This window comes from Cedecea sp. P7760, from assembly GCF_013386425.1.
Classification (GTDB): domain Bacteria; phylum Pseudomonadota; class Gammaproteobacteria; order Enterobacterales; family Enterobacteriaceae; genus Cedecea; species Cedecea selenatireducens.
On the sequence record NZ_JACARU010000039.1, the window covers coordinates 39,506 to 64,357 of the forward strand.

The window sequence follows — 24,852 nt, forward strand, 5'->3', positions numbered from 1 at the left end:
GATAGCAAAAGAGCCGCCAGTTTAGTCACCGTGGGTTCTGGCTTCTTTGCGATATCTCATGTTCGGTGGGCTAAAGCCAAATAACCTGGCTGCCAGCGGGAATATCCTGTTCATCGTGGGTTACCATGACCACCGGCAGCCCGAGCTGGTGGGTTTTTTGCCAGACAAATTCCCGGAAATTTTGGCGTAGCGGCAGATCCAGCCTGGAAAAAGGCTCATCCAGCAGTAAGGCTTCAGGCTCGGCAACCAGGGCGCGGAGCACGCTGATTCGCGCGCGCTCGCCGCCGGAAAGCGTCGCAGGATCTCTGCGTTCATAGTTTGCCAGCCCTGCATTTTTCAGCACCTCTGCGACAAGCCGCTGCCGCTGCGAGCGCCCCTTGATGTTGGCCGGGGCCGCCATCAGCAGGTTTTGCCCCACGTCGAGATGCGGGAACAGCAGGGCGTCCTGAAACAGCATGCCGATGCGGCGCTGTTCAACGGGCAGCGATTCCAGACGGCGTTGGTTAAGCTCCAGCGTTCCGTCTGCGGTGAACGCTGCCGGCAAATCACCGATCGTCCAGTTCAAAAATGTTGATTTTCCCGCGCCAGATGGCCCCATCAGCGTCACTACGCCTCCGGGCGGAACGTCGAAGCTGATATTTTCCAGCAGCGGCTTGCCGTCGCGCAGTATTGAACAGTTCCTCACGCTGAGCATTAACATAATCCTTTTCTGTAGGCACCGGCCAGGCGGCTAAGCCAGGTCGTGATGATAAACATCCCCATCGGCAGCAGCGTTTGCAGCAGCGCCTGGAGGGCAAACTGTGGCGGATCCCCGCCGCTGCTGAGCGCTACGGCTTCCGTGGTCACGGTCGTAAAGCGGCCCGCTCCGGCATAAAGCGTAGGCAAATATTGCGCAATGCTCACCGAAAAACCAACCGCCATCGCCGCCAGCAGCGGGCGCACAAGCAGTGGAACTTTGGTGAAGCAGAGAATTTTTCCAGACGACCAGCCGAAAGTTTGCGCCGTGAGCACCAGGCGCGGATCGATTTGCTGCCAGGCGGGCTTCAGGATCAGCAGCGTATAGGGCACGACCCATAAAAGATGGCTCCAGATAAGCGCGAGCCATGTTCCTTCCAGCTCCAGCCTGAGCAGCAGCTGATACTGCCCGGCGGCCAGCGGTAGCGCGGGAAGCAAAAGCGGAAGAAAAAGCCAGCCATCGTAGCGGCGAGGGCAGCCCTGCAGCCAAAGCAGCACAATGGGCAGCGCGAGAAAGGCGCTGATAAGCCCCGCAATAAGGCCTGTCCAAAGCGGCGCAAGTTCTGCCTGCCGCCAGCCGCTAAGGGTAAAGTTCTCCGGAAGCAGGGCGGGATAGAACCAGCCTTCAGCGAAGGACCAGATGGCGAGCATCAGGATAGCCGCGAGAGCAAGCAGTGAGAGCGCGCGGCTTATCCCTTCGCCCATAAAGATAATGCTCAGTTGATGACGTTTGCCTGAAAATTTTATGCTGCGCGGCTCGATCAGTTTCCACGTTACACGCCCGCCAATAACAATGCCTCCGAGCATCAGCAACAAGACGCCGGATGCGGCAAGCCCCATGTGCTGGCGGGAGATATCGCTGTCGGTTAGCCACTGCCAGGCCAGCACGGCAAACGTTGGTGGGTTACCGGGGCCCAGTATCAGCGCGGCGTCCACCACGGACAGGCTGTAGGCAACTACCGCCACCAGCGCCCAGCCCAGGCGAGGCAGAAGCTGCGGCACGAGCACAAACAGGCGAGATTGAAGCCCGCCGTAGCCGAGCGTTCTGGCGAGCGTTAGCTGTTGGCTCAGCCGTTCGCCTGGCAGCTGCGCGGCCGAGAACCACAGCAAGAACCAGGCTTCCTTCAGCGCCAGCATAATCCCGAGGGCTACGCCGTAGTTATCCGGCGGCAGCGAGAGGTTAAGCAGGCGGGCCAGCCAGCCGCTGTCTGAAAATAGAAAGAAAAAGCCGCTGGCAAAGGCGACGTGCGGCAGAGCCAGCAGCAGCGGTAGACGCCGAAGATAGCGCTGCCAGCGCTCGCCGGGAAACAGGCCGCAGATAATTATCAACGTCAGCAGCAATGCGCCGCCGGCGCTGATAAGGGTTGATACCAGCGTGGCCAGTAAGGCTTCGGGCCACTGCGAGTCCTGCCAGAGGGCAAGCCAGGTTTCACCGCTCAATAAGGGCGGAATCATCAGGGCAAGCCCCGGCAGCACGGGGATAAACACCAGGCCTGCCGCCAGCCATCCGGCTAGCGCAAAGCTGCGGCTCATCGGGAACCGTAGCGTTGCAGCCAGGCCTGTTCAATGGCGGTGACCCAGGCGGCGTGCGGTTCGGCAAGGAAGGGTACAGGGTGCTGACTTTTGGGCATCAGTTTCTGCAGCTGTACTTTTTGACGCTGGGGCAGTGCATCGCCGTTCAGCACGCTTGCATCTCCCCATACCGCCGGGTCAGCTTTACGAATTTGCGCTGCCGGGGATATCAGGAAGTTGGCTACCACCTGCGCACCGGCTTTGGCGCTGCTGTTCGCCGGGATAGCCACAAAATGCACGTTACCCAGCATACCTTCCCGGAAGCCAAAGGAGACTGCCGACGCAGGAAGCTGGCGGCGGGCAATCAGATTGTCCACGTGCGCCGGATTGAACGTCATGGAAACTAACAGCTCGCCGTCGGCCAGCATGCGATCCATTCTCGCTGGCGTCGGCGGGAAGGCTTTGCCTTTCTGCCAAAGGTAAGGCTGCAGCTGGTCGAGATAGCGCCAGAGCGGGGCGGTAACCTGTTCAAAGCTCGCCGGGTTAGGCGCGGTTTTCAACGCCTCCGGCCGTTCGGTCAGCACAATCAGCAACTGCTCCAGAAACGCCGTACCGGTAAAATCCGGCGGGCGCGGGTAGCTGAGCCTGCCGGGATTAGCCCTGGCGAACTCCAGTAGCTGCTGTGCATTCTGCGGGAACCCGGGCGTGCGTTGCTTATCGCCGATAAACATCAGCTGCGCGCTCCCCCAGGGCGCTTCCGCGCCGTTAACCGGCACCGAAAAATCCTCGCGCACCGGTTTATTAAGGTCGACATACCGCCAGTTTGGCAGGCTTTCGGCCCAACTTTCGCTGAGTAAACCCGCCTGCTTGAGCACGCTAAAGTTTTCGCCGTTGACCCAAAGCAGGTCTACGGAGCCGCCATTTTTTCTGCCCGCCGCCGCTTCGTTTTGAATACGCCTGACCGCATCGGCTGCGTCCGCCAGCTTCACAAGCTTGAGCGTCACGCCGTAGTGGTTTTTTACCTCCTGGCTGACCCAGGCAAGGTATGCGTTGACGGCTGGATCGCCGCCCCAGGCGTTGAAGTAAACCGTCTGGCCGTTCGCCTGCTGGCGAATCTCCTGCCAGCTTTGGGCTTGTGCGACGGCGCTAAAGCCGACCAGTGACAGGGCAAACATCAGCGCCCGCATACCAGGAATAAAGCGTTGCAAGAGAGTGTCCTTAAAACGTTATTTAGCGGTGAGCCTGACCAGCCAGCGCGAGGCCAGCGGCAGCAGCCCCAGCAGGGCAAACATCAGCATCATGCCGGGCGAGAGAATATCGCTCAGGCTTTGCAGCTGGCTCAACTGCCTGCCGGTATTGATGTACACCACGATGGCGGGCAGCATGCCCAACAGGCTAATTACGGCATAGCGAACCACGCCCATCGGCGTCAGCCCCATTAATAAATTCACCAGCACGAACGGGAAGACCGGCGCGAGCCGCAGGGCAAAAAGGTAATGACCGCCGTCTCGCTGTACGCCCTGGTTCACCTTCTCCATCATGCGTGAGAAGCGGCGCTGCACCCAGTCCCGAAGCAGATAACGGCTGATGAGCATGGCCACCGTGGCGCCTCCGGTGGCAGCGACAGCAACCAGCAGCGTGCCCTGCACAAGACCAAACATCGCGCCGCCCAACAGCGTCAGCAATGTGGCACCCGGAATGGAAAAAGCCGCAGTAAGAAAATAGCAGAAGAAAAAAGCGCCTGCCGCCAACATGGGATGCTGTGCGTGCCAGTGAACAAGCTGTGCCTGAGAATGCTGAAGCGCCTGCAAGCTCAGGGTTCCCGGTGGCAGCAGGAAAAGAAAGAGCGCCACGGCTATCACCAGCAGGGCGAAGATTATCTTACGCACGCGTAATCCTTTTCTTTTGCTTGCCCATCGTCATGTCGATCCCACTTCCGTAAAGGCGTGGAGTATAGCGGAGGGGCAGTGACAGCGTGCTTGAGCCAGGTCATGAAGTGGATACAGGCTTATACATTTTGGCCCGGAGCTGGACACATGGCAGATACACGGCAGCGGTTAAATGGCGGCTCTTGCCACCCACGATTGAGGAATCACCATGTCCACCAAACTCGAAAAAGTGCTGTATACCGCCCATACCACCACCGTTGGTGCCCGCAGCGGACACGGGCGTTCGGACGATGGCAGCCTGGACGTGCAGCTCAGCACGCCGGGCTCCGGGAAACCAGGCACCAACCCGGAGCAGCTTTTTGCCGTCGGATATTCGGCCTGTTTTATGGGGGCGATAGGTCTGGCGGGGAAAAAACTGGCGATCCGTGTGCCGGAGGAGACCGCTGTCGAGGCCAGCGTCTCGCTGGGTAAAGTGGATAACGACAGCCACTTTGCTCTCGCCGTCACGCTCAACGTTAAGCTGCCGGGACTAAGCGAAGCCCAGCGCGAAACTTTACTGGCAGCGGCCCATGCAACCTGCCCCTATTCGCGGGCGATTACCGGCAATGTCGAGGTGACGTTGCTTTCGCAAGGATAATGACAAAACGCCTTCGCTCGCCGGGGGCGTTTAGTTTTTGAGCCGGGCTCTTTTTATCAGCCAGTGGGAAACCAGCGGCAGCAGGCCAATCAGCGCAAACAGCAGCAGCATGGCGGGAGAAATAATGTCCCGCAGGCTTTCTACCTGACTAAGCTGGCGGCCGGTGCTGATGTACAGCACGATGGACGGCAGCAGGCCGAGTAGCGTTATCACCGCAAAACGAAGGGTGGAAATGGACGTCAGGCCCATGAGCAGGTTGATGATGGAGAAGGGCAATACGGGCACAAGGCGCAGGGCAAACAGGCACTGCGTGATATTGCTCTTAATGCTTTCGTTAATCTTCGCCATTCTCGCGGCAAAGCGCCGCTGCACCCAGTCGTGCAGCAGATAGCGGCTGAGCAGCATCGCCACAGTTGCGCCACTGGCGGCCGCGGTAGCGACCAGAACGGTGCCTTCAATCAGCCCAAACAGCGCGCCGCCCATCAGCGTCATGATGCGCGTGCCGGGAATAGAAAGGGCGGAAATCAGGAAATAGCCGATGAAAAAAGCCCCCATTACCTGCAGCGGGCGCTCGGCGTGCCAGAGCGAGAGCTGGGCATGGTATTTCTGCAGCGTCGCCAGGCTAAGGGTGCCCGGCGGCAGCAGGACTAACAGCGAGATGACCAGCGTGGCCAGCAGCAAAAACAGGATCTTACGCATTCTGTTTGCTCCTCGTCAGGGGGAAAAACCGCATCTCGCCGTCCTTTTCTGAAGATATGTCGACCTTCAGTATTTCTCTTAGCGCTTAAACTGCGCCCAAACAGGTGCGTGGTCGGACGGTTTTTCCATGCCGCGGATCTCATAGTCGATCCCTGTTGCCACGCAGTGCGGCGCCAGCCCCTGGCTTGCCAGCAGCAGATCTATACGCAGGCCGCGGTTATCGTCGAAGCCTTTTGAACGGTAGTCAAACCACGAGAATTTGTCCTGCGCTTCCGGGTTGGCGTGGCGCCAGGTGTCTACCAGGCCCCAGCCGAGCAGGCGAGCCATCCATTCGCGCTCTTCCGGCAGGAACGAGCATTTCCCGGTACGCAGCCAGCGCTTGCGGTTTTCTTCCCCAATGCCGATGTCCAGATCGGTCGGGCTGATGTTCATGTCACCCATGATCAGTACCGGGTTTTCCGGGCGCAGCTCACCCTGCAGGAAGTCCTGCAGATCCTGGTAAAACTTGGTTTTAGCCGGGAACTTGGTTTCATGATCGCGGCTTTCGCCCTGCGGGAAGTAGCCGTTGATCACCGTGAGGTTGCCGAACTCCGAAGGGACTTCCGCCATGATAATGCGGCGCTGGGCGTCTTCGTCGTCGCCCGGGAAGCCCTTACGTACCGCAATCGGCTTCTCTTTGGTCAGCAGCGCCACGCCGTAGTGGCCCTTCTGGCCGTGATAAAACACGTGATAGCCGAGTTTCGCCACATCTTCGAGCGGGAACATATCGTCATGCACTTTGGTTTCCTGCAGACCGATAACGTCCGGCTGATGCTGTTCTACGATGGCTTCCAGCTGGTGAGGACGGGCGCGCAGGCCGTTGATATTAAAAGAGACAAATTTCATAGTCGCTGCCAGGTTGTCAGGTTAATTGTTGCAGGATGGTAGCAGAAAACGGCGCAGGTTGCTGCGCCGAAGCTAATCGCTGCCATAGGCACGCCTGACGGGCAGAAATAAAGCAACATTTGCACCAAAATTGATCTCAATGCGCAAAAAGGGGGCGAAAACGGCAGGCAAATCCCGAAGGCGATCACAATTCCAGCATTATATTTTACCACTGCATAATATTTCTTGTTTTCGTGTCGCTAATCAGGCGCTACGTTAAAACTATGCACTTATTATTCACTTTTAGTGAATGAGGGGTGTTTTTAAGTTATTGATTTTTCGTTTCCCTCACAGGTTTATGCATTTTTATCGCTGGCTGGCACGATGTCTGCAATCTACATTTACAGCGCAAACACTCAATTATTTAACATTTAATAAACTTTTTGTTTACCGTGAGGGGTCACTATGTCGCAGTCAATTACACGCCAACATTTCGACGAATGGATGATGCCGGTTTATGCCCCTGCGCCTTTTATTCCGGTTCGCGGCGAGGGTTCCACCCTGTGGGACCAGCAGGGAAAAGACTATATCGACTTTGCCGGCGGCATCGCGGTTAACGCTCTGGGGCACGCCCATCCTGAAATGCGCAAAGCGCTGGAAGAGCAGGCTGCAAAATTCTGGCATACCGGTAACGGCTACACCAACGAGCCGGTGTTGAAGCTGGCAAAGCAGCTGATTGACGCCACTTTTGCCGAGAAAGTGTTCTTCTGTAACTCGGGCGCAGAAGCAAACGAAGCTGCGCTGAAGCTGGCTCGTAAATACGCTCATGATAATTTTGGCGCGCAGAAAAGCGGTATTGTAGCGTTCAAGAATGCGTTTCACGGCCGTACGCTGTTTACCGTCACGGCCGGTGGTCAGCCTGCCTATTCCCAGGATTTTGCGCCGCTGCCTCCGCAAATCAACCACGCGGTATTTAACGATTTGCCGTCCGCCCGTGAGCTGATCAACGATGAAACCTGCGCGGTCATTGTTGAGCCAATGCAGGGGGAAGGCGGCGTAGTGCCCGCCACGCCTGAGTTCCTGCAGGGGCTGCGCGAGCTGTGTGACAAACACAACGCGGTGCTGATTTTTGATGAAGTGCAAACCGGCGTGGGCCGCACCGGCTCGCTGTATGCCTATATGCATTATGGCGTGACGCCGGACGTTCTTTCTACGGCCAAAGCGCTGGGCGGTGGCTTCCCTATCGGCGCGCTGCTGACCACCGATCGCTTTGCCAAAGTGATGGTTGTCGGCACCCACGGCACTACCTACGGCGGTAACCCGCTGGCCTCAGCGGTTGCCGGGCGAGTGCTGGAAATTATCAATACGCCAGAAGTCCTGAACGGCGTGAAGCAGCGCCATGACTGGTTCGTTGAGCGCCTGAACCACATCAACCAGAAACATCAGCTGTTCAGCGAAGTTCGTGGCTTAGGGCTGCTCATCGGCTGTGCGCTGCGCCCGGAACATGCAGGTAAAGCTAAACTTATTCTGCAGGCCGCCGCGCAGGAAGGTCTGATGATGCTGATTGCCGGGGCTAACGTGCTGCGTTTTGCGCCCGCGCTCATCGTCAGCGAGGCGGAAGTTCAGCTCGGTCTGGATCGCTTTGAACGCGCCTGTGAACGCTTCCTCGCTGGAGTCTCATCATGATGGTTATCCGCCCGGTTGAACGAGGCGATCTGTCGGGGCTGCTCGCGCTTGCCGGGAAAACCGGCGGCGGGCTGACCTCGCTGCCCGCCGATGAAAAAACGCTGGCCGACCGCATCGAACGCTCGCTGCAAACCTGGCAGGGCGGGCTGCCGAAAGGCGACCAGGGCTATGTATTTGTGCTGGAGGATTCCAGCTGTGGCCAGGTGGTGGGGATTTGCGCTATCGAAGTGGCGGTGGGGCTGAACGATCCCTGGTACAACTACCGAGTTGGCACGCTGGTTCACGCCTCCAAAGAGTTAAATATCTACAACGCGCTGCCGACGCTGTTTTTGAGCCACGACCATACCGGGAGCAGCGAGCTTTGTACGTTGTTCCTCGATCCGGCCTGGCGTAAAGAGGGGAACGGTTACCTGCTGTCGAAATCCCGCTTCCTGTTTATGGCGGCCTTCCGCGAGCGCTTTAACGACAAAGTGGTTGCCGAGATGCGCGGCGTGATCGACGAGCACGGGCATTCTCCGTTCTGGGAAAGCCTCGGCAATCGTTTCTTCTCGATGGAGTTTGCCCGTGCCGACTATTTGTGCGGCACCGGGCAGAAAGCTTTTATTGCCGAACTGATGCCAAAACACCCGATTTATACCGACTTCCTCTCCAAAGAGGCGCAGGCGGTTATCGGCCAGGTGCATCCGCAAACGGCGCCTGCGCGCACCGTGCTTGAAGCAGAAGGGTTCCGCTACCGGAACTATGTCGACATTTTCGACGGCGGCCCTACGCTGGAATGTGATATCGACCGCGTACGTGCTATCCGTAAAAGCCGCCTGCAGACCGTGGCTATCGGCCAGCCCGCTACCGACGAGCTGCCGATCTGCCTGGTCGCCAATGAAAATTACCACCAGTTCCGCGTCATGCTGATCAAAGCTGACCCGAAAGGCGAGAAACTGGTTCTTGATGCCGCCACCGCCGACGCGCTGAAGTGCGCCAGCGGAGACACCGTGCGCGTGGTGCGCCTGTGCCCCGAGGAGAAAAAAGTATGACTAACTGGATTAACGGACAATGGGTTCCAGGGCGCGGCGAAGCGCTGTTAAAGCATAACCCGGTGAACGGCTCGCTGCTGTGGGAAGGGCTGGTGGCGGATAAAGATCAAGTAGATGAGGCCTGCCGTGCCGCACGCGCGGCGTTTCCTGGCTGGGCGAAGCGCCCGTTTGCCGAACGCCAGGAGATTGTCGAGCGTTTTGCCGGGCTGCTGGAAGCGAATAAAGCCGCACTCACCGAGACCATCGCCCAGGAAACCGGGAAACCGCGCTGGGAGGCCGCGACCGAAGCGGCCGCGATGGTTAACAAGATTGCTATCTCAATCAAGTCTTACCATACCAGAACCGGCGAAACGCAGACCGCGATGCCGGACGGCGCGGCAACTTTACGCCATCGCCCTCACGGCGTGCTGGCGGTCTTCGGCCCGTATAATCTGCCGGGCCATTTACCTAACGGCCATATCGTACCGGGGCTGCTGGCCGGGAACACCATCATTTTTAAGCCGAGCGAGCTCACGCCGCGCATCGGTGAACAGGTGATGAAACTGTGGGAAGAGGCCGGTATTCCTGCCGGCGTGCTTAACCTGGTACAGGGCGGGCGCGAAACCGGGCAGGCGCTGTCGCAGCAGTCAGATCTCGACGGCCTGTTGTTTACCGGCAGTGCGGGCACCGGTTACCACCTTCACCGCCAGTTCGCCGGGCAGCCGGAGAAGATCCTCGCCCTCGAAATGGGGGGCAACAACCCGCTGATCGTCGAAGATCCGCAGGATATCGACGGGGCCGTTCACGTGGCGATCCAGTCTGCGTTTATCACCGCCGGACAGCGCTGTACCTGCGCCCGTCGCCTGCTGGTGAAGCAGGGCGAGCAGGGGGATGAATTTATTCGCCGCCTGGTTGAAGTTTCTGCTCGCCTGCAGCCGGGCGAATGGGATGCCATTCCACAGCCGTTCATCGGCGGGCTTATTTCCGTGCAGGCCGCCGAGCGTGTGCTGACCGCGTTTCAGGAGCACGTCGTGCGCGGCGGTAAGCCACTGCTGGAACCGAAAATGATTCGCCCTGGAACGTCATTACTGACGCCGGGGATCGTCGAGCTTAGCGGCGTGGCCGACGTGCCGGATGAAGAAGTGTTTGGCCCGCTGCTGGCTATCTACCGCTATAACAGCTTTGACGACGCTATCCGTATGGCCAACGACACGCGTTATGGCCTTGCAAGCGGGCTTATCTCGCCGTCCCGCGAGCAGTTTGACCAGCTGCTGCTGGAAGCGCGTGCCGGGATCGTGAACTGGAATAAACCGTTAACCGGTGCCGCCAGTACCGCGCCTTTTGGCGGCGTGGGCGCTTCGGGCAACCACCGCGCGAGCGCCTGGTATGCGGCTGACTATTGCGCCTGGCCGATGGCCTCGCTGGAAAGCACGAGCTTTGCGCTGCCGCAAACGTTAAGTCCGGGCCTTGATTTTAGCCGCGAGGAGCAGCCATGAAGCGAGCTCGTGAAGCCAACTTCGACGGACTGGTGGGGCTGACCCACCATTACGCCGGTCTGTCGTTTGGCAATGAAGCGTCGACTAAGCACCAGTTTCGCGTGTCTAACCCGAAGCTGGCGGCGAAGCAGGGGCTGCTGAAAATGAAAGCGCTGGCGGATGCGGGTTATCCGCAGGGCGTCATTGCTCCGCAGGAGCGCCCTAATATCGGCGTTTTGCGGCAGATAGGCTTCAGCGGCAGCGATGAGCAGGTTGTTGAACGCGCGGCTCGCCAGGCTCCGCAGCTGCTGTCGGCCGCCAGCTCAGCTTCATCTATGTGGGTGGCGAACGCGGCAACGGTGGCGCCTTCGGCCGATACGCTGGACGGGAAAGTGCACCTCACCGTCGCCAACCTGAATAATAAATTTCATCGCGCCAGCGAAGCGCCGACGACGGAAAACGTGCTGCGGGCGATGTTCCGTGATACCGGGCGTTTTGCCGTACATGGCGCGCTACCGCAGGTGGCGTTATTTGGCGACGAGGGCGCGGCAAACCACAATCGCCTGGGCGGCGAATACGGTGACCCTGGCGTGCAGCTGTTTGTTTATGGCCGTGAAGATTCAAAAAGTGGTCAGGCGCCCGCTCGCTATCCTGCCCGGCAGACGCTGGAAGCCAGCCAGGCCGTGGCACGTTTGAATCAGGTACGGCCTGAACAGGTGATTTATGCTCAGCAGAACCCGGCGGTTATCGACCAGGGTGTATTCCACAATGATGTCATCGCGGTGTCTAACCGCGAGGTGCTGTTCTGCCATCAGCATGCGTTTGTTGACCAGCCGGGGCTTTATCAGCAATTGGGTAAACATGTCCCCGGTTTCAAGGCTATTGAAGTGCCGGACAACCTGGTTTCGGTTGCCGATGCCGTCTCAACCTATCTGTTTAACAGCCAGCTGCTGAGCCGCGCTGACGGGGGCATGACGCTGGTGCTGCCGGACGAATCTCGTCAGCATCCCGGCGTCTGGCGTTACCTTAATCAGCTGCTGGAGGCGGATAACCCCATCAGCGAACTGCAGGTCTTTGACCTGCGGGAAAGCATGGCCAACGGCGGCGGCCCGGCGTGCCTGCGCCTGCGGGTGGTGCTGACGGACGAAGAGTTAAAGGCGGTTAACCCGGCGGTGATGATGAACGATACGCTGTTTATGACGTTAAATGGCTGGGTCGATCGCTGGTATCGCGACCGCCTGACGCAGGCGGATTTAGCCGACCCGCTGCTGCTGCGCGAGGGGCGAGAAGCGCTTGATGAACTGACGCGTATTCTGGATTTAGGCTCGGTGTACCCGTTCCAGCAATAGAGGAGAAAGAATGATGGATTTTCTGGCGCAGACGCTGGCCGGCAAGGCGCCTGAACAAACTTCCGGCAAAAATGTTCACCTCAGCTGGCGCTGGTGGGATGAGGGCATTCTGACCCTGACGCCGCACGAGGCGACGGGCAAGGCGCTGGTGATTTCCGCCGGGATCCACGGCAACGAAACGGCGCCGGTGGAGATCCTCAGCCAGTTGACCGACAGGTTGATCGCGGGGCAGTTGCCGCTGCAGTGGCGCACGATGATTATCTTCGGTAATCCGGCGGCCCTGCGGGCCGGTAAGCGTTATACCCACAGCGACATGAACCGCATGTTTGGCGGGCGCTGGCAGCAGTTCCCGGAAAGCGTTGAGACACAGCGAGCGGCAAGGCTTGAGCATGCCCTCGAGCAATTTTGGTCGCGAAGTGAAGAGCAAACCCGCTGGCACCTGGATATGCACACCGCGATTCGCAGTTCTTATCATCCACGGTTTGGGGTGCTTCCGGCGAGGCCTCTGCCATATAGCGAGACGTTTTTAAGGTGGCTGGGCTGTGCCGGGCTACAGGCGCTGGTGTTCCATCAAAAACCGGGCGGGACTTTTAGCCACTTCAGCAGCGAGCATTTTGGCGCCCTGAGCTGCACGCTGGAGCTGGGAAAAGCGCAGCCGTTTGGCCAGAACGATTTGAGCCAGTTTGCGGTAACCCAGGAGGCGATTTCAGCTTTGCTAAGCGGCGCAGAATCGCCCGCCACGGAGGCCGAGCCGCTGCGCTACCGGGTGGCGCAGCAAATCACCCGACAGTCAGAGAAGTTTGTGCTGCATATGTCCGGGCAGACGCAGAATTTTACCGCATTTCCAAAGGGGACTCTGCTGGCTGAAGATGGCGACAAACGTTATGTCGTCGCGGGGGAAAAAGAGTACGTTTTATTCCCCAACCCGGACGTTGCGCTGGGGCTGCGGGCGGGATTAATGCTGGAAGTCATTTAAATTTTAAGCAGCTCTGAATAATTGAGCTGCTTAATCATTTCGTGTTGTGCATTTATTTACAGACAATTCCTGGAAACAGGGTTCCTTCACCAGAGTGATTACTGTACACTCTCCATATTATCTTTTAAATCATCGTGTTGTTATATTTTGTTGCACTCTTTCCAGCCTTAATTCTTATTTCCTCCATAATTGACGCATTATTGTTTTATACCCTTTCAATGATTTACCAATGCCACCGCCACCTTGACGATAAGGCTCGTAAACTCATTCTCGTCAACACGGCACCGTGTTTTAAGCGAGCCGTCAATTTAATGAAAAGAGAAGGTTAAAAAATATGCGTAAATTAACTGCACTGTTCGTCGCTTCCACCCTGGCTCTGGGCGCCGCTAACCTGGCCCACGCTGCAGATGCGACTCCGGCTGCTGATGCAAAAACCGATGCGCCGATGATGCACCATAAAATGATGCGCGGCCCGATGCATGAGATGATGTTCAAAGACCTGAACCTGACCGATGCGCAGAAACAGCAAATCAAAGACATCATGAAAGAGCAGCGCGGTAAAATGCAGCGCCCGTCTGCTGACGAACGCCGGGCGATGCACGACCTGATTGCCAGCGACAGCTTCGACCAGGCTAAAGCTCAGGCGCAGGTAGATAAAATGGCAGAGCAGAACAAAACGCGCATGCTGGCGCATCTGCAAACCCAGAACAAAATCTACAACATCCTGACCCCGGATCAGAAAAAACAGTTTAATGCGAATTTTGAGAAGCGTCTGACAGAACGTCCTACGCATGAAGGTAAAATGCCAGCTGCTCAGTAAGCCTGAGCGACTAAATTAAGACCGCCGGTCTTGTTCACAATAGCGATGTACGCTGTGAACAGGACCGGCGGTTTTCTCGTTTTATCGCCTTATTTCCCCGATGATACACCTCACCTTATCTGTAAGATGCCGCTTCAGTGCCGGGCAGACCGGTAACACAAATCATTTTAAATACTCAATTTCAGCAACTTACAAAGAAAATTGCAGCTGACTCCGCAGTTTTTGCCGTCCGACGCCTGGGGGAAGAAATTTGCTTTGCTTCCTGACAAAAAAGTCGCTAAATCATTGTCACAAAAATAGAACCAGGGCTACAGCAACCGTCTGCGGCTGCCGATAACACTGGAGCCTGACAAAGATCCGGCGAACAAAACAGAGAACAGATGAGCGGGCCGCTGAGAACGGAAATCACCGTCCGGCGTGCCGCTCAATTTAAAGAGCAATTGCCAGGGCGGGCGGATCTCGCGCGTCCTCAGGAGTGGTGATGGAATTCTTTGATATACGAAAGGTGCCGGTCAACCTTTGGCGTAACGGCGCCGGGGAAACTCGCGAAATATGCTGCTTTCCGCCCGCCACGCGCGACTTCAACTGGCGGGCCAGCATCGCCTCTTTGGCCCACAACGGCGAGTTTCCCGTCTTCCCGCAGGTCGACCGGGTGATGACGCTGCTGGAAGGCAGTGAGGTGGTGCTCGACGGGGGAAAAGCGTTTCGGCATACGCTCAAGCGCTACCAGCCGTTTACCTTTGCCGGCGAGCAGCCGGTAAAAGCGGAGCTGACTCGAGGAATGTCGATGGATTTTAACGTCATGACGCACCGTGACCGCTGCCGGGCGCAGGTGCGCGTGGCGGACAGAACCTTTACCACTTTTGGTACCCGAGGCGGGGTAGTGTATGTCCTGAGCGGCGAGTGGCAGCTGGAAGATAAACTGCTTTCACCCGACCAGGGCGCCTGGTGGCAGGAGGGCAGCCACACGCTGCGGTTGTTAAAAAATGAAGGCCAGCTGCTATTCAGCGAAATCACCTATTTGTAGCCGGATGCCCGGCCTCAGTACCGGGCAATAGTCTCTCTTCTTGCTGATTATCATCAGAACGTGCTGCTCAGGCGCGGTTGCGCTATCCAACTCCCTTTCCCGTAAATGCTTCACAGCATCCCGTGCTGGATAAATTTCACAAGCGCGATCCTGCTCACCGTTCGATAAAAAAGTCCTATGACCCGCTGGCGGATTATTTGGTTTATTAGTTAAGTTGTATATACAAATATAGACAAAAATCCGATGCAAACAGGATGCCGACATGTCAACGCAAAAGAAGCTATGCAGTCTCACTCCAGGTTCCGTTTCACTGGCCACCCTGCGCGAAATTTATCACGGCAACGTGTTGCTGAGGCTCGATCCCGGCGCGGTCGCTGCCGTTGAGCGCGCGCTGGGTACCGTAGAGGCTATCGTTGCCCACGGTGACGTGGTCTATGGCATTAACACTGGTTTTGGCAAGCTGGCGCAAACGACCATCGCCACCGATCACCTTGCCGAACTCCAGCGTAATCTGGTGCTTTCCCACAGCGTCGGGCTTGGTGAAGCTTTGCCTGATGACGTTGTTCGCCTGGTGATGGCCAGCAAAATTATTAGCCTGTCACGCGGGCATTCGGGCGTTCGCCTGCTGGTGATTGACAGCCTTATTGCGCTGTTCAACGCGGGCGTGATGCCGGTCATCCCGGAGAAAGGTTCCGTGGGCGCCTCCGGTGACCTGGCCCCGCTGGCGCATTTGTCGCTGATGCTGCTGGGCGAGGGGAACGTAAGGGTTAACGGCGAGCAGATCCCTGCCGTCGACGGGCTGAAGCTGGCGGGCGTTGAGCCGCTGGTGCTGGGGCCAAAAGAAGGCCTGGCGCTGCTGAACGGGACGCAGGTTTCTACGGCGCTTGCGCTACGGGGCCTGTTTGAAGGCGAGAAGGTTTTTGCTGCCGGGCTGGTGGCGGGGGCGCTGTCGCTGGAGGCAATAAAAGGTTCGGTGAAGCCGTTTGATGCGCGAATTCATCAGGCTCGCGGTCAGGCTGGACAAATTGATGTGGCGGCGGCGGTGACCGGGCTGCTTGCCGACAGTAAAATTGTAGATTCTCACGTCCACTGCGGGCGTGTTCAGGACCCATATTCTATCCGCTGCGTTCCCCAGGTGATGGGCGCCTGCCTCGACAACCTGCGCCATGCCGCGCGTGTCCTGCAGATAGAAGCCAACGCGGCTTCGGATAACCCGCTGGTATTCAGCGGCACCGGAGAGGTGATTTCCGGCGGTAATTTCCACGCGGAGCCGGTCGCCTTTGCGGCCGATATCATCGCGCTGGCGGTGGCAGAAATTGGGGCTATTTCAGAGCGTCGCCTGGCGCTGCTGCTGGATACCGGGCTATCTGGCCTGCCGCCGTTCCTCGTGAAAGAGGGCGGAATTAACTCCGGCTTCATGATTGCCCAGGTCACCGCCGCGGCGCTGGCCTCAGAAAATAAGTCGCTCGCTCATCCGGGCAGCGTCGACAGTCTGCCAACGTCGGCTAATCAGGAAGATCACGTTTCCATGGCAACGTATGCGGCACGTCGGCTGGGCGAAATGTGCTTTAACACCGCTGCGGTGGTGGGTATAGAGGCGATGGCGGCGGCTCAGGGCATTGAATTCCACAGGCCGCTGCGCAGTTCCCCGCTGCTTGAAAAGGTCTTCGGGGATATTCGCGAGCGCGTCGCGTTCCTGGAAAAAGATCGCCTGCTGGCACCGGATATTGAGCAAATGCGCCTTTGGGGCTGCAGCGACGGCTGGCCGCAGGTTATCGTGAAGCTTCTGCCTTCTTCGGCGGCGTAAGCCTTTCTGACTCCTCTCTTCGAGGGGAGTCTATTCCAGCTCAATCACTTCATATTCCCCGCTCAGCATCAGCTTACAGAGAATTTTGTAGCCATCGTTATCAAAGCCGTCCGGCGGCTGGCGGCGCTGCCGGGCGTCCTCCAGCCGCGGCACGGATCCAAGATAAAACCAGTGATCGATCAGATGGTACTGGGTTATCTCCGGGCTGCGCTCCACGATGACAACCGCGTTTTTCCACGGCCAGCAAATCAGGCGTACTTGTTCGAGTGCGGCGACAAGGCGGGCGTGATGCTCGGCCTGCGTTTCTTTGCCGCAGCAGGCCCCGGCGCAGCGTTTTAGCGCCGAGCGAAAACAGGCCCGGCCCCTGCTCAGAGACTCCAGGCCCAGCAGGCCGTAGCAGAGCCGGTGTTCGTCTGCCAGCCCCTGCAGCGTTTGCAGCGCGGCCCGGCGATTGGCATACAGCCCGTAGAGACCGGGCTGGCTTGAGAAATCGACATCTTTGGCATACACCACCTGCGGCGTTTCACCCTGCAGTAGCAGGGAACAAAGCTGGCGGTTGCGGCGCAGGCGCTTGTTGAACAGCGGCTGCTGCTCCTTGATCATTTGCGCCTCGAGCAGCAATGCACCAAGCTCTCCGGCTGTGCGGATAAACGTAATACGGCGGGACTGCCTTAAGAGCGCGGCTTCATCAGGCGTACGAAAATGGGACATGACGCGCGTGCGAATATTGACGCTTTTGCCGATATACAGCGGCATGACGTCGCTTTCACCGTGAAAAACGTAGACGCCAGGCGCTTTGGGCAGCCCTTCGAGCCACGGTCGGAGATGTTCCGGATATTCATAGACTGCCGCAGCTTCAAACTCCAGCCGCGACGCGCCTGCACGCCTTACCACATTTGACTCCTTATTACTGTTTATTTGCACAGTATAGCAGCCGATAATATGGAGAGGAAATCGCCGTTAACCGTAGCGCCGGGTGGCAAGCCAGCAGAGCAGGGAGCCACCTACCACCATTAGCACGCCCTGCCAGAAGGCAAAGCCCGGATGCAGGCCCAGCCACAGCGTGGCGAGCAGGGCCGATAACACCGGCGTGAAGTACGAGGCCGTGGCGAGCAGCGTCATGTTTCCCCGCTGAATGCCAAAGTTCCACGCGGAATAGGCCACGGCGGTGGATATTCCCATAAACAACAGCTGCGCGGTGCCGGACAGGGTGAAGTGCATTTCTGGCTGCTGAACAAAGGCGAACTTTACCCACAGCACCAGCGCGGTGGCGCAGAAAAACAGGCTGACGCCGCTTTTGCCTTCGCTCCAGCGCCGCGTCAGGTTGCAGTAAAGCGCCCAGATAATGGCGGCAGCAAAGGCCAGACCGTAGGCCAGAGGGTTATCGAGAATGTTGTGCCACATTACGAGCGGGGACCAGTCGCCGTCACCTTTCATAACCTGAACAATCCCCGCAAGGGAAAGTGCGAGCCCCGGCCATAGCCACAGGTTGCTGCGCTGGCCGTTAATAAACAGGGCAAAAAAGACGGTCAGGCAGGGCCAGAGGTAGTTGATCATGCCCAGCTCAAGGGACTGGGCGCGGGTGTGTGCGAACCCGATTGAAAGCGCCAGGCTTATCTCGTAGCTGACAAAAAGCAGCCCGCCAGACCATAGATATCGGGGGGGAAGCTCGCGTATTTTTGGCAGGCCACGGGCGATGCAAAGGCATAGCGCGCTGACGGTGTAGAGCAGGGCCGCGCCGCCGATCGCGCCAAAATGCTCGCTGATGCTGCGCAGCAGGCCAACGGAAGTGCTCCAGAGCAGGATTGCGATAAGGCCGATAAGCGTGGCGCGCTGCGAAGAGGTGTCCATGTCAATCCTGTAAAAAGGGCGGCAAGCGCCGCCCTGAAGCATTGTTTATCTGAAGCTATTGACGACTATTTTTTCCAGAAATCATCAAACACGGTAATTGGCGGCCGGCGTTTGTGTTCCGTTTTCAGATACCAGCCTTCGATGATTTTCGCGGTGTCGGCCGGAAGCATTTTGCCTTCCAGGTAGTCGTCGATTTGCGTATAGGTCACGCCCAGAGCGGCTTCGTCCGGCAGAGAAGGGCGATCGTCCTCGAGGTCGGCGGTCGGGGCCTTCAGGTACAAATGCTCCGGGCAACCCAGGGTTTTCAACAGCAGTTTCCCCTGGCGCTTATTGAGACGGAAAATTGGGTTAATGTCGGTGCCGCCATCGCCGTATTTGGTGAAGAAGCCGGTGACGGCTTCCGCCGCATGGTCGGTGCCAACCACCACGCCTTTGGTCATCCCGGCGATGCTGTACTGCGCCTTCATGCGCTCGCGGGCTTTTTCATTGCCGCGAACAAAATCGCTGAGTTCGATACCCGCTTCACGCAGAGCCTGCTCGCTGGCAAGTACGGCCCCTTTGATGTTCACCGTTAATACGCGGTCAGGCTGGATAAACGTGATGGCATCCTGGCAGTCCTGCTCGTCGGCCTGAACGCCAAACGGCAGGCGGACGGCGATGAACTGGTAGCTCTCATCGCCGCTTTCTGCACGCAGTTCGTTGATGGCTAGCTGGCAGAGTTTGCCCGTCAGGGTGGAGTCCTGGCCGCCGCTTATCCCCAGCACCAGAGATTTAATAAACGGGTAAGTTTTAAGGTACGCTTTGAGGAAATCAACGCTGACGCGGATCTCCTGGGCGGCATCAACCTGCGGCCTAACGCCCAGTGCCTGAATAATCTCTTGTTGCAGAGCCATTTAACCCCTCCAATAACCATCTGCCTGCCACGCGCAGGCCGCAAAATTTTACTGCCTTAAAACTTACCCTGTTGCGGTTAAAACGACAAGGCTCAAAGGGTTACCGGGCCGACGGGCGGCGACTTTTCCTGCAAACCAGCGATTAAACTTATGGATACTCATTTATTCCGAATTTTAAGACATTCAGGCTAACGAGTTGAAAAATGTTCTTTTATATTCCAGGCTTATCTAACACGCAGGATCAATACCATCATTGATGAGGACAATTATGAATAATAAATTTGCAGGATTTTTAGGCGCGGCAGCGGTCATGACTATGCTGGCAGGGTGTACGGCTTACGATCGTACCAAAGACCTGGTGACTGAACCGGTAGTGAAAGACGTGAAAAAAGGCATGACCCGTGCCCAGGTTCAGCAGATTGCCGGCAAACCTTCTTCTGAAGTAACCATGATCCACGCGAAGGGCACCTGCCAGACCTACATTCTTGGTCAGCGTAACGGCAAGGCTGAGACCTATTTCGTCGCGCTGGATGATGCGGGCCGCGTGATTAACTCCGGCTATCAAAGCTGTGCTGAATACGACACCGATCCGCAGGCTCCAAAAGCCTAAGGATCTGTACCAGAGCGCCCGGCTGCAGTTTTCTGTCGCCGGGCTTTTTTTTGCCCCGCTAAGGCTGGCCGATAAGGGGGCGACGAAAGCGGGTTAAATCCGTTATCATGGTGAAGTTGTTCACTAATCCAGTTTAAATCCCGTTGCCTATGAAACCACTACGTCAACCGAACACCCGACCTGTCATTACCTATAAGCCTCGCGTGGAGCCTGCGCCACCCGCGCATGCATGGCGCGTGGACGGGTTTAAAGATGTCTACCTGCTGCGCGGGCAGTATGTGGCATTTGTCTTGTTGGGCGATGCCTTCCGTCAGTCTCCGCCGTTTACCCTACCGGAGTCGGCGCAGCGTTGGGCCAGGCAGGTGCGTCAGGAAAACGAAGTATAAAAAAAGGCCGCTAGCGATAGCGGCCTCTTTTTATTTCAGTTCGGATTAACGGTGGGCTAATTCCACTTCTTCTTCACTGTTCAGAATCTCTTTGTCGGTCTGCTTCATCAATTGGCTGGTGATGGTCCCGGCGGTCATTGAACCACTGACGTTCAACGCGGTACGACCCATATCAATCAGCGGCTCGACGGAAATCAGCAGCGCGACCAGCGTTACCGGCAGCCCCATGGCTGGCAGGACGATGAGCGCGGCGAAGGTTGCACCCCCGCCCACGCCCGCAACGCCTGCGGAGCTAACGGTCACAATACCCACCAGGGTTGCAATCCAGACCGGATCCAGCGGGTTGATACCCACGGTTGGTGCCACCATAACGGCCAGCATTGCCGGGTAAAGGCCCGCGCAGCCGTTCTGGCCGATGGTAGCGCCGAAGGACGCGGAGAAGCTGGCGATAGACTCAGGCACGCCAAGACGGCGGGTTTGCGCTTCGACGTTCAGCGGAATACTTGCTGCGCTGGAGCGGCTGGTAAACGCGAAGGTCAGTACCGGCCAGACTTTGCGGAAGTATTTCACCGGGCTAACGCCGTTGAACGCCAGCAGAATAGCGTGGACGCCAAACATAATCGCCAGGCCAAGGTAAGACGCCACCACGAAGCTGCCCAGCTTGATGATGTCCTGCAGGTTTGAGCCCGCAACCACTTTGGTCATCAGCGCCAGCACGCCGTATGGCGTCAGCTGCATGACCAGGCGAACCAGCTTCATCACCCAGCTTTGCAGGGTGTCAATAGCAACCAGAACACGCTCGCCTTTCGGCGCATCGTCTTTCAGCAGTTTCAGCGCCGCGACGCCCAGGAAGGCGGCGAAGATAACCACGCTGATGATAGACGTTGGGTTTGCCCCGGTCAGATCGGCGAACGGGTTCTTCGGTACGAAGGAGAGGATCAGCTGCGGTACGGTCAGGTCTGCGACTTTACCAATGTAGTTGGATTGAATCGCCGCCAGACGCGCGTTTTCCGCATTGCCCTGAACCAGACCTTCTGCGGTCAGACCGAACAGGTTGGTGACCAGTACCCCGACCAGCGCGGCAATCAGCGTGGTGAACAGCAGCGTACCGATGGACAGAATGCTGATTTTCCCCAGCGAAGAGGCGTTGTGCAGTTTGGCCACGGCGCTCAGAATAGAGGCGAAGACCAGCGGCATAACGATCATCTGCAGCAGCTGTACATAGCCGTTGCCGACCACGTTAAACCACTGAATGGAATCTTTCAGCACCACGCTGTCGGAGCCATAAATTGTGTGCAGTACCAGACCGAAAATGACGCCCAGCACCAGACCCGCCAGTACTTTTTTGGCGAGGCTCCATTGTTTATGGCGGGTTTGCGCCAGCAGCAATAGCAATACGACGAACACCACGATGTTCGCTACCAGTGGAAAATTCATCCCCATATCTCCTGATTTATTGTCATGCGGCAGCGCATGGGCCGCCGTTATGTTGCAAAGCGTAACAGATGGCGGGGATTCTTCTTATATACAAAAGGAATTGATTATTACTAAATAGGATTTTTCGGTGAATTAATGTCCGGATTGATGGGTAATAAAGCTATTAAAGGTGGTTTGCAGTGAATTTATCATCTGCGAAGACCAACGCACTGCACCGTTTTCGGGCAGGCTTTGTGGCATCCAGACCGCCAGGCCGAACAGCGCCATGCATAAGGCTCGCTCAAGCTGATTGCCTTTTTGCGGCCGGACTACGGGGAAACGAAAGCGCCAGCGGCAGGGCCACAGCAGCGGAACGCCAGCGGGCGTCAGCATGTCGGCGAGAATGTGGCTCAGGTAGCCTAGAACCATGCCCTGCAGCGCATCGGCTGGGATAACCCAGCTTTCCGGCACTTTGAGATAAAACAGCGCCAGCCCGGCAAACACCGCAAACAGGCTGTGGGTGAACCCCCGGTGGCCGCACATTCGTGCCACGGGCTTTGAGATCCAGCTTAACCGCTGGCCCAGGAAGGATTTCGGGTGGTCAATGTCCGGCAGCAGGCAGGTCAGAATGGCAGACGGCACGATGTGCCACCAGTCACCCTGGGCAAGGACGGGCGTCAGCTCGGCGTTTTTGGCAAAAACTGCGCAGGCAATAGAAAAGAGCAGGTGGCCTTCCGCCGTCATGATACAACCCGAATGAAGAAACTGTCGATTTATCCAGTATAGGGTTTTTGTACAGTATTCGGAAGTGGTGACGGTGTAACATTTTGTCAGGGAGATGGGCGACATTAGCCGCCCGAGAGATTTAGCCTTTCAGGCCCGTCGCGGTGAGCTCAACCAAAGAAGGGAGCTTGACGTCCGCCAGGCACCAACGCGGGTCGGCAAAGTTTTCGTCGGCAGGCACGACGATAGAGCGCATGCGCGCGGCTTTGCTCGCGATCATGCCGTTGACCGAGTCTTCAAGCGTGACGCAACAAAGCGGATCGACACCCAGTTTTGCGGCAGCGTCCAGGTAAACTTGCGGATGTGGTTTGCTGTAGGGCAGATGTTCAGCGGAGGCGATAGCGTCGAAGTACTGGCGTAAATCGAACATCTCAAGCACTTTTTCCAGCATGTGCAGCGGGGAGGCGGAGGCGAGGCCAACCTTAAGGCCCTGTTCTTTGCACAGTTTTACCGCTTCGACCACGCCCGGCAGCAGAGGGCGTTCTTCTTCAACCAGCGAAATTGCACGCTCGATAACGCGCGCGGTGACTTCCTCACGTGAGGGCCCGTTCCAGGGCTGACGTGAATACCACAGTTCGACCACCAGGTCGATGCGCAATCCCAGCGTGTCGGGCAGTTCGTTACGACGAGTAATGTCGACGCCGATGCTTTTCAGCACGTCCAGCTCCGCACGATCCCAAAGCGGCTCGGAATCAATCAGTAGTCCATCCATATCAAAAATTGCCGCAAGAATCTGGCGCGTTTCGGCCATAAAGTGACTCCTTTCTGTTCGTCTAAAAGAAATGTTTGTGTATCTTTAGCCGGAAACGAAGCCCGAAGCTACCGCTTTTGCAAAATTAGCCCGCAAAGCTCAGGCGAAATAGCGCCATACGGGGTAGACTTTGAGCGTATAACGTTACGTCCTAATAAAGGGGAGTGCATGACGTATCAACAAGCTGGACGCATTGCGATTTTAAAGCGCGTGGCGGGCTGGGTGATTTTTATCCCGGCGCTGCTGTCGACCGTGATTTCGGTCCTGAAGTTTATGTATCAGCACAGCGAAAAACAGCCGGGCATTGACGCCGTGATGATGGATTTTGCCCACGTGATGATCGAGATGATGCGGTTTAATACGCCGTTCCTGAATCTTTTCTGGTATAACTCGCCGCAGCCGGACTTTAACGGCCAGATAAACCTCTTCTTTTGGCTGATTTACGCGTTAATTTTCATCGGGCTGGCGCTGCAGGATTCAGGGGCTCGTATGAGTCGCCAGGCAAAATTCCTGCGTGAGGGCGTGCAGGATCAGCTGATCCTCGAACAGGCCAAAGGGCCGGATGGGCTCAGCAAAGCGCAGCTCGACGCGAAGGTGATTGTTCCCCACCACACCATCTTGCTGCAGATTTTCCCGCTCTATATCCTGCCGGTGATTATTATCGTGGTGGGCTACTTCTTCTTTAAGCTGCTCGGCTTTTTATAAGATAACGAGCCACTCCGGGTTGGAGTGGCTCACTCTCAGGCTGCTAACACGCGTTCCAGCGCTTTTTGCGCCGTGACCAGATGCTGCCCGCCAAACAGAATTGCCCGGTTAAGCAGGGTGTAAAGCTGGTAAATGGGCTGACGCTCGAGGAAACCCGAAGGCAGCGGCGAGACCGATTGATATCCGTCGTAGATTTGTGGCGGCTGGTCGCTGTGCAGCGGCAGCATGGCCAGGTCACACTCGCGGTCGCCCCAATAACAGGCCGGATCGTAAATAAACGGTCCGTCAGGCCCCAGCGCACAATTACCTGACCACAGGTCACCGTGCAGCAGCGACGGCTGCGGCTGGTGCGAGGCCAGCGCCTGCTGAACGAAATCAACAATCAGATCGATATCGCCGTAGTCGATGCCTTTTTCTGCCGCCATTTCCAGCTGCCAGCCAATGCGCTGTTCGGCGAAGAAAGTTGACCAGCGGCGCTGCCAGGCGTTGGGCTGCGGGGTGGTGGAAAGGTCGTTGTCAAAGTCGAGACCAAACTGTGGCTGGTCGCTCCATTGATGAAGCCGGGCCAACTGTTGGCCGAGAAGAAAAGCGTTATGGGCGTCCAGCGGTTTAGCCGGCAGGTATTCCAGCAGCAAAAAACTGTAATCCCTGTCGCTGCCCAGCCCCCAAACTTTGGGCACTCTGACCGTTTTACTGCGCGACAGCAGCTCCAGCTGGTCTGCTTCGGCGGTAAAGATGGGCAGCATTTCCCGCTCATCGCATTTGACGAAAATCTCATGACCGGCATAACGAATATGCCAGGCTGCATGAATTTCGCCGCCGGGTAGCTCAGTGCGTTGCTCGATTTCTGCGTCGCCCAACGGCTCGCTTAACAAATGACGGATGGCTTGCCACATGACTTTTCTCCCCAGGTTGGCTGGTAGACACTGCAATCAATAGCTTATCGCCGTTTGCCGGTCAAAAACACGCGC

At 57.3% G+C, this 24,852-nt stretch carries 25 protein-coding genes; 12 read left to right on the forward strand and 13 right to left on the reverse strand.

The genetic code is table 11. From position 1 onward, the window contains the following. Positions 1-70: 70 nt before the first annotated feature. From HX778_RS14365 to HX778_RS14380, 4 genes are read right to left on the reverse strand one after another with little or no spacing between them, the layout of a single operon-like run. Positions 71-694 (reverse strand): ATP-binding cassette domain-containing protein, encoded by a 624-nt coding sequence (locus HX778_RS14365; protein WP_176982399.1) that lies wholly within the window; start codon positions 692-694, stop codon positions 71-73. Then, positions 694-2,268, reverse strand: coding sequence for an ABC transporter permease (locus HX778_RS14370; protein WP_176982400.1), 1,575 nt, complete (start codon positions 2,266-2,268; stop codon positions 694-696). Before HX778_RS14370 ends, HX778_RS14365 begins: the two co-directional genes overlap by 1 nt. Beyond that, positions 2,265-3,434, reverse strand: a complete 1,170-nt coding sequence (locus HX778_RS14375) for an ABC transporter substrate-binding protein (RefSeq protein ID WP_370527396.1) — start codon at positions 3,432-3,434, stop codon at positions 2,265-2,267. Before HX778_RS14375 ends, HX778_RS14370 begins: the two co-directional genes overlap by 4 nt. 39 nt (positions 3,435-3,473) lie before the next feature. Beyond that, positions 3,474-4,136, reverse strand: a complete 663-nt coding sequence (locus HX778_RS14380; RefSeq protein WP_038473402.1) for a TVP38/TMEM64 family protein — start codon at positions 4,134-4,136, stop codon at positions 3,474-3,476. 208 nt (positions 4,137-4,344) lie between these two features. Here HX778_RS14380 and HX778_RS14385 point away from each other — a divergent pair, with 208 nt between their 5' ends. Then, complete coding sequence (locus HX778_RS14385) at positions 4,345-4,773, forward strand: organic hydroperoxide resistance protein (RefSeq protein ID WP_176982401.1); 429 nt, start codon at positions 4,345-4,347, stop codon at positions 4,771-4,773. 30 nt (positions 4,774-4,803) lie between these two features. Here the strand turns inward: HX778_RS14385 and HX778_RS14390 are convergent, their stop codons facing one another. Beyond that, positions 4,804-5,472: a TVP38/TMEM64 family protein gene (locus HX778_RS14390; RefSeq protein ID WP_176982402.1), complete on the reverse strand. Its 669-nt coding sequence runs from the start codon at positions 5,470-5,472 to the stop codon at positions 4,804-4,806. Between the two features lie 78 nt (positions 5,473-5,550). Further along, a complete protein-coding gene (xthA, locus tag HX778_RS14395) occupies positions 5,551-6,357 on the reverse strand; it encodes an exodeoxyribonuclease III (RefSeq protein ID WP_176982403.1) in 807 nt (268 codons plus the stop codon). 444 nt (positions 6,358-6,801) lie between these two features. Here xthA and HX778_RS14400 point away from each other — a divergent pair, with 444 nt between their 5' ends. The 8 genes from HX778_RS14400 to hutH all read left to right on the forward strand — a co-directional run bounded on the left by HX778_RS14400 (position 6,802) and on the right by hutH (position 16,486). Next, a complete protein-coding gene (locus HX778_RS14400) occupies positions 6,802-8,022 on the forward strand; it encodes an aspartate aminotransferase family protein (protein ID WP_176982404.1) in 1,221 nt (406 codons plus the stop codon). Further along, positions 8,019-9,053 carry an arginine N-succinyltransferase gene (astA, locus tag HX778_RS14405; RefSeq protein ID WP_038473391.1) on the forward strand — a complete coding sequence of 345 codons (1,035 nt, stop codon included), beginning with the start codon at positions 8,019-8,021 and terminating at the stop codon, positions 9,051-9,053. The genes HX778_RS14400 and astA overlap by 4 nt, the downstream gene beginning before the upstream one ends. After that, complete coding sequence (gene astD / locus HX778_RS14410) at positions 9,050-10,528, forward strand: succinylglutamate-semialdehyde dehydrogenase (RefSeq protein ID WP_038473389.1); 1,479 nt, start codon at positions 9,050-9,052, stop codon at positions 10,526-10,528. Before astA ends, astD begins: the two co-directional genes overlap by 4 nt. After that, the gene (gene astB, locus HX778_RS14415) at positions 10,525-11,856 is read left to right on the forward strand and encodes an N-succinylarginine dihydrolase (protein WP_176982405.1); all 1,332 of its coding nucleotides are present in this window, start codon (positions 10,525-10,527) and stop codon (positions 11,854-11,856) included. The genes astD and astB overlap by 4 nt, the downstream gene beginning before the upstream one ends. A gap of 10 nt (positions 11,857-11,866) precedes the next feature. Then, the gene (gene astE / locus HX778_RS14420) at positions 11,867-12,832 is read left to right on the forward strand and encodes a succinylglutamate desuccinylase (RefSeq protein ID WP_038473383.1); all 966 of its coding nucleotides are present in this window, start codon (positions 11,867-11,869) and stop codon (positions 12,830-12,832) included. A gap of 334 nt (positions 12,833-13,166) precedes the next feature. Next, positions 13,167-13,652, forward strand: a complete 486-nt coding sequence (gene spy, locus HX778_RS14425; RefSeq protein WP_038473380.1) for an ATP-independent periplasmic protein-refolding chaperone Spy — start codon at positions 13,167-13,169, stop codon at positions 13,650-13,652. Positions 13,653-14,133: 481 nt separating this feature from the next. Next, positions 14,134-14,679, forward strand: a complete 546-nt coding sequence (gene ves, locus HX778_RS14430) for an environmental stress-induced protein Ves (protein ID WP_038473377.1) — start codon at positions 14,134-14,136, stop codon at positions 14,677-14,679. Positions 14,680-14,941: 262 nt separating this feature from the next. After that, complete coding sequence (gene hutH / locus HX778_RS14435) at positions 14,942-16,486, forward strand: histidine ammonia-lyase (protein ID WP_176982406.1); 1,545 nt, start codon at positions 14,942-14,944, stop codon at positions 16,484-16,486. 30 nt (positions 16,487-16,516) lie between these two features. On the opposite strand, the gene cho is transcribed toward hutH, so the two are convergent. The 3 genes from cho to nadE form a co-directional block, all read right to left on the reverse strand. Continuing rightward, positions 16,517-17,380, reverse strand: coding sequence for an excinuclease Cho (gene cho / locus HX778_RS14440; protein WP_038473372.1), 864 nt, complete (start codon positions 17,378-17,380; stop codon positions 16,517-16,519). Positions 17,381-17,446: 66 nt separating this feature from the next. Further along, positions 17,447-18,337, reverse strand: coding sequence for an aromatic amino acid DMT transporter YddG (gene yddG, locus HX778_RS14445; RefSeq protein WP_176982407.1), 891 nt, complete (start codon positions 18,335-18,337; stop codon positions 17,447-17,449). A gap of 65 nt (positions 18,338-18,402) precedes the next feature. Then, positions 18,403-19,230: an ammonia-dependent NAD(+) synthetase gene (gene nadE / locus HX778_RS14450; RefSeq protein WP_038473368.1), complete on the reverse strand. Its 828-nt coding sequence runs from the start codon at positions 19,228-19,230 to the stop codon at positions 18,403-18,405. 268 nt (positions 19,231-19,498) lie between these two features. Between nadE and osmE the strand changes: the two genes are divergently transcribed. Continuing rightward, positions 19,499-19,840, forward strand: a complete 342-nt coding sequence (osmE, locus tag HX778_RS14455) for an osmotically-inducible lipoprotein OsmE (RefSeq protein ID WP_038473367.1) — start codon at positions 19,499-19,501, stop codon at positions 19,838-19,840. Positions 19,841-19,989: 149 nt separating this feature from the next. Next, positions 19,990-20,226 carry a cell division activator CedA gene (gene cedA, locus HX778_RS14460; protein WP_038473364.1) on the forward strand — a complete coding sequence of 79 codons (237 nt, stop codon included), beginning with the start codon at positions 19,990-19,992 and terminating at the stop codon, positions 20,224-20,226. Positions 20,227-20,271: 45 nt separating this feature from the next. Here the strand turns inward: cedA and HX778_RS14465 are convergent, their stop codons facing one another. The 3 genes from HX778_RS14465 to hxpB all read right to left on the reverse strand — a co-directional run bounded on the left by HX778_RS14465 (position 20,272) and on the right by hxpB (position 23,176). After that, complete coding sequence (locus HX778_RS14465; protein ID WP_038473363.1) at positions 20,272-21,663, reverse strand: L-cystine transporter; 1,392 nt, start codon at positions 21,661-21,663, stop codon at positions 20,272-20,274. A 132-nt stretch (positions 21,664-21,795) separates the two neighbouring features. After that, entirely contained in the window at positions 21,796-22,386 is a 591-nt protein-coding gene (locus tag HX778_RS14470; RefSeq protein ID WP_038473361.1) for a metal-dependent hydrolase, read from the reverse strand. A 121-nt stretch (positions 22,387-22,507) separates the two neighbouring features. Next, entirely contained in the window at positions 22,508-23,176 is a 669-nt protein-coding gene (hxpB, locus tag HX778_RS14475) for a hexitol phosphatase HxpB (protein ID WP_038473358.1), read from the reverse strand. Positions 23,177-23,344: 168 nt separating this feature from the next. Between hxpB and HX778_RS14480 the strand changes: the two genes are divergently transcribed. After that, on the forward strand, positions 23,345-23,881 hold the full coding sequence (locus HX778_RS14480; RefSeq protein WP_038473355.1) for a YniB family protein: 537 nt from the start codon (positions 23,345-23,347) through the stop codon (positions 23,879-23,881). 35 nt (positions 23,882-23,916) lie between these two features. On the opposite strand, the gene HX778_RS14485 is transcribed toward HX778_RS14480, so the two are convergent. Then, a complete protein-coding gene (locus tag HX778_RS14485) occupies positions 23,917-24,777 on the reverse strand; it encodes a fructosamine kinase family protein (RefSeq protein ID WP_176982408.1) in 861 nt (286 codons plus the stop codon). Positions 24,778-24,852: the final 75 nt, after the last annotated feature.

Bases quoted from the DNA above. Each gene is read 5' to 3' on its own strand.
- HX778_RS14365 (WP_176982399.1), bottom strand. From the start codon at position 694: ATGCTCAGCGTGAGGAACTGTTCAATACTGCGCGACGGCAAGCCGCTG.
- HX778_RS14370 (WP_176982400.1), bottom strand. From the start codon at position 2,268: ATGAGCCGCAGCTTTGCGCTAGCCGGATGGCTGGCGGCAGGCCTGGTG.
- HX778_RS14375 (WP_370527396.1), bottom strand. From the start codon at position 3,434: ATGCGGGCGCTGATGTTTGCCCTGTCACTGGTCGGCTTTAGCGCCGTC.
- HX778_RS14385 (WP_176982401.1), top strand. From the start codon at position 4,345: ATGTCCACCAAACTCGAAAAAGTGCTGTATACCGCCCATACCACCACC.
- HX778_RS14390 (WP_176982402.1), bottom strand. From the start codon at position 5,472: ATGCGTAAGATCCTGTTTTTGCTGCTGGCCACGCTGGTCATCTCGCTG.
- xthA (WP_176982403.1), bottom strand. From the start codon at position 6,357: ATGAAATTTGTCTCTTTTAATATCAACGGCCTGCGCGCCCGTCCTCAC.
- HX778_RS14400 (WP_176982404.1), top strand. From the start codon at position 6,802: ATGTCGCAGTCAATTACACGCCAACATTTCGACGAATGGATGATGCCG.
- astA (WP_038473391.1), top strand. From the start codon at position 8,019: ATGATGGTTATCCGCCCGGTTGAACGAGGCGATCTGTCGGGGCTGCTC.
- astD (WP_038473389.1), top strand. From the start codon at position 9,050: ATGACTAACTGGATTAACGGACAATGGGTTCCAGGGCGCGGCGAAGCG.
- astB (WP_176982405.1), top strand. From the start codon at position 10,525: ATGAAGCGAGCTCGTGAAGCCAACTTCGACGGACTGGTGGGGCTGACC.
- astE (WP_038473383.1), top strand. From the start codon at position 11,867: ATGATGGATTTTCTGGCGCAGACGCTGGCCGGCAAGGCGCCTGAACAA.
- spy (WP_038473380.1), top strand. From the start codon at position 13,167: ATGCGTAAATTAACTGCACTGTTCGTCGCTTCCACCCTGGCTCTGGGC.
- ves (WP_038473377.1), top strand. From the start codon at position 14,134: ATGGAATTCTTTGATATACGAAAGGTGCCGGTCAACCTTTGGCGTAAC.
- hutH (WP_176982406.1), top strand. From the start codon at position 14,942: ATGTCAACGCAAAAGAAGCTATGCAGTCTCACTCCAGGTTCCGTTTCA.
- yddG (WP_176982407.1), bottom strand. From the start codon at position 18,337: ATGGACACCTCTTCGCAGCGCGCCACGCTTATCGGCCTTATCGCAATC.
- nadE (WP_038473368.1), bottom strand. From the start codon at position 19,230: ATGGCTCTGCAACAAGAGATTATTCAGGCACTGGGCGTTAGGCCGCAG.
- osmE (WP_038473367.1), top strand. From the start codon at position 19,499: ATGAATAATAAATTTGCAGGATTTTTAGGCGCGGCAGCGGTCATGACT.
- cedA (WP_038473364.1), top strand. From the start codon at position 19,990: ATGAAACCACTACGTCAACCGAACACCCGACCTGTCATTACCTATAAG.
- HX778_RS14465 (WP_038473363.1), bottom strand. From the start codon at position 21,663: ATGAATTTTCCACTGGTAGCGAACATCGTGGTGTTCGTCGTATTGCTA.
- HX778_RS14470 (WP_038473361.1), bottom strand. From the start codon at position 22,386: ATGACGGCGGAAGGCCACCTGCTCTTTTCTATTGCCTGCGCAGTTTTT.
- hxpB (WP_038473358.1), bottom strand. From the start codon at position 23,176: ATGGCCGAAACGCGCCAGATTCTTGCGGCAATTTTTGATATGGATGGA.
- HX778_RS14480 (WP_038473355.1), top strand. From the start codon at position 23,345: ATGACGTATCAACAAGCTGGACGCATTGCGATTTTAAAGCGCGTGGCG.
- HX778_RS14485 (WP_176982408.1), bottom strand. From the start codon at position 24,777: ATGTGGCAAGCCATCCGTCATTTGTTAAGCGAGCCGTTGGGCGACGCA.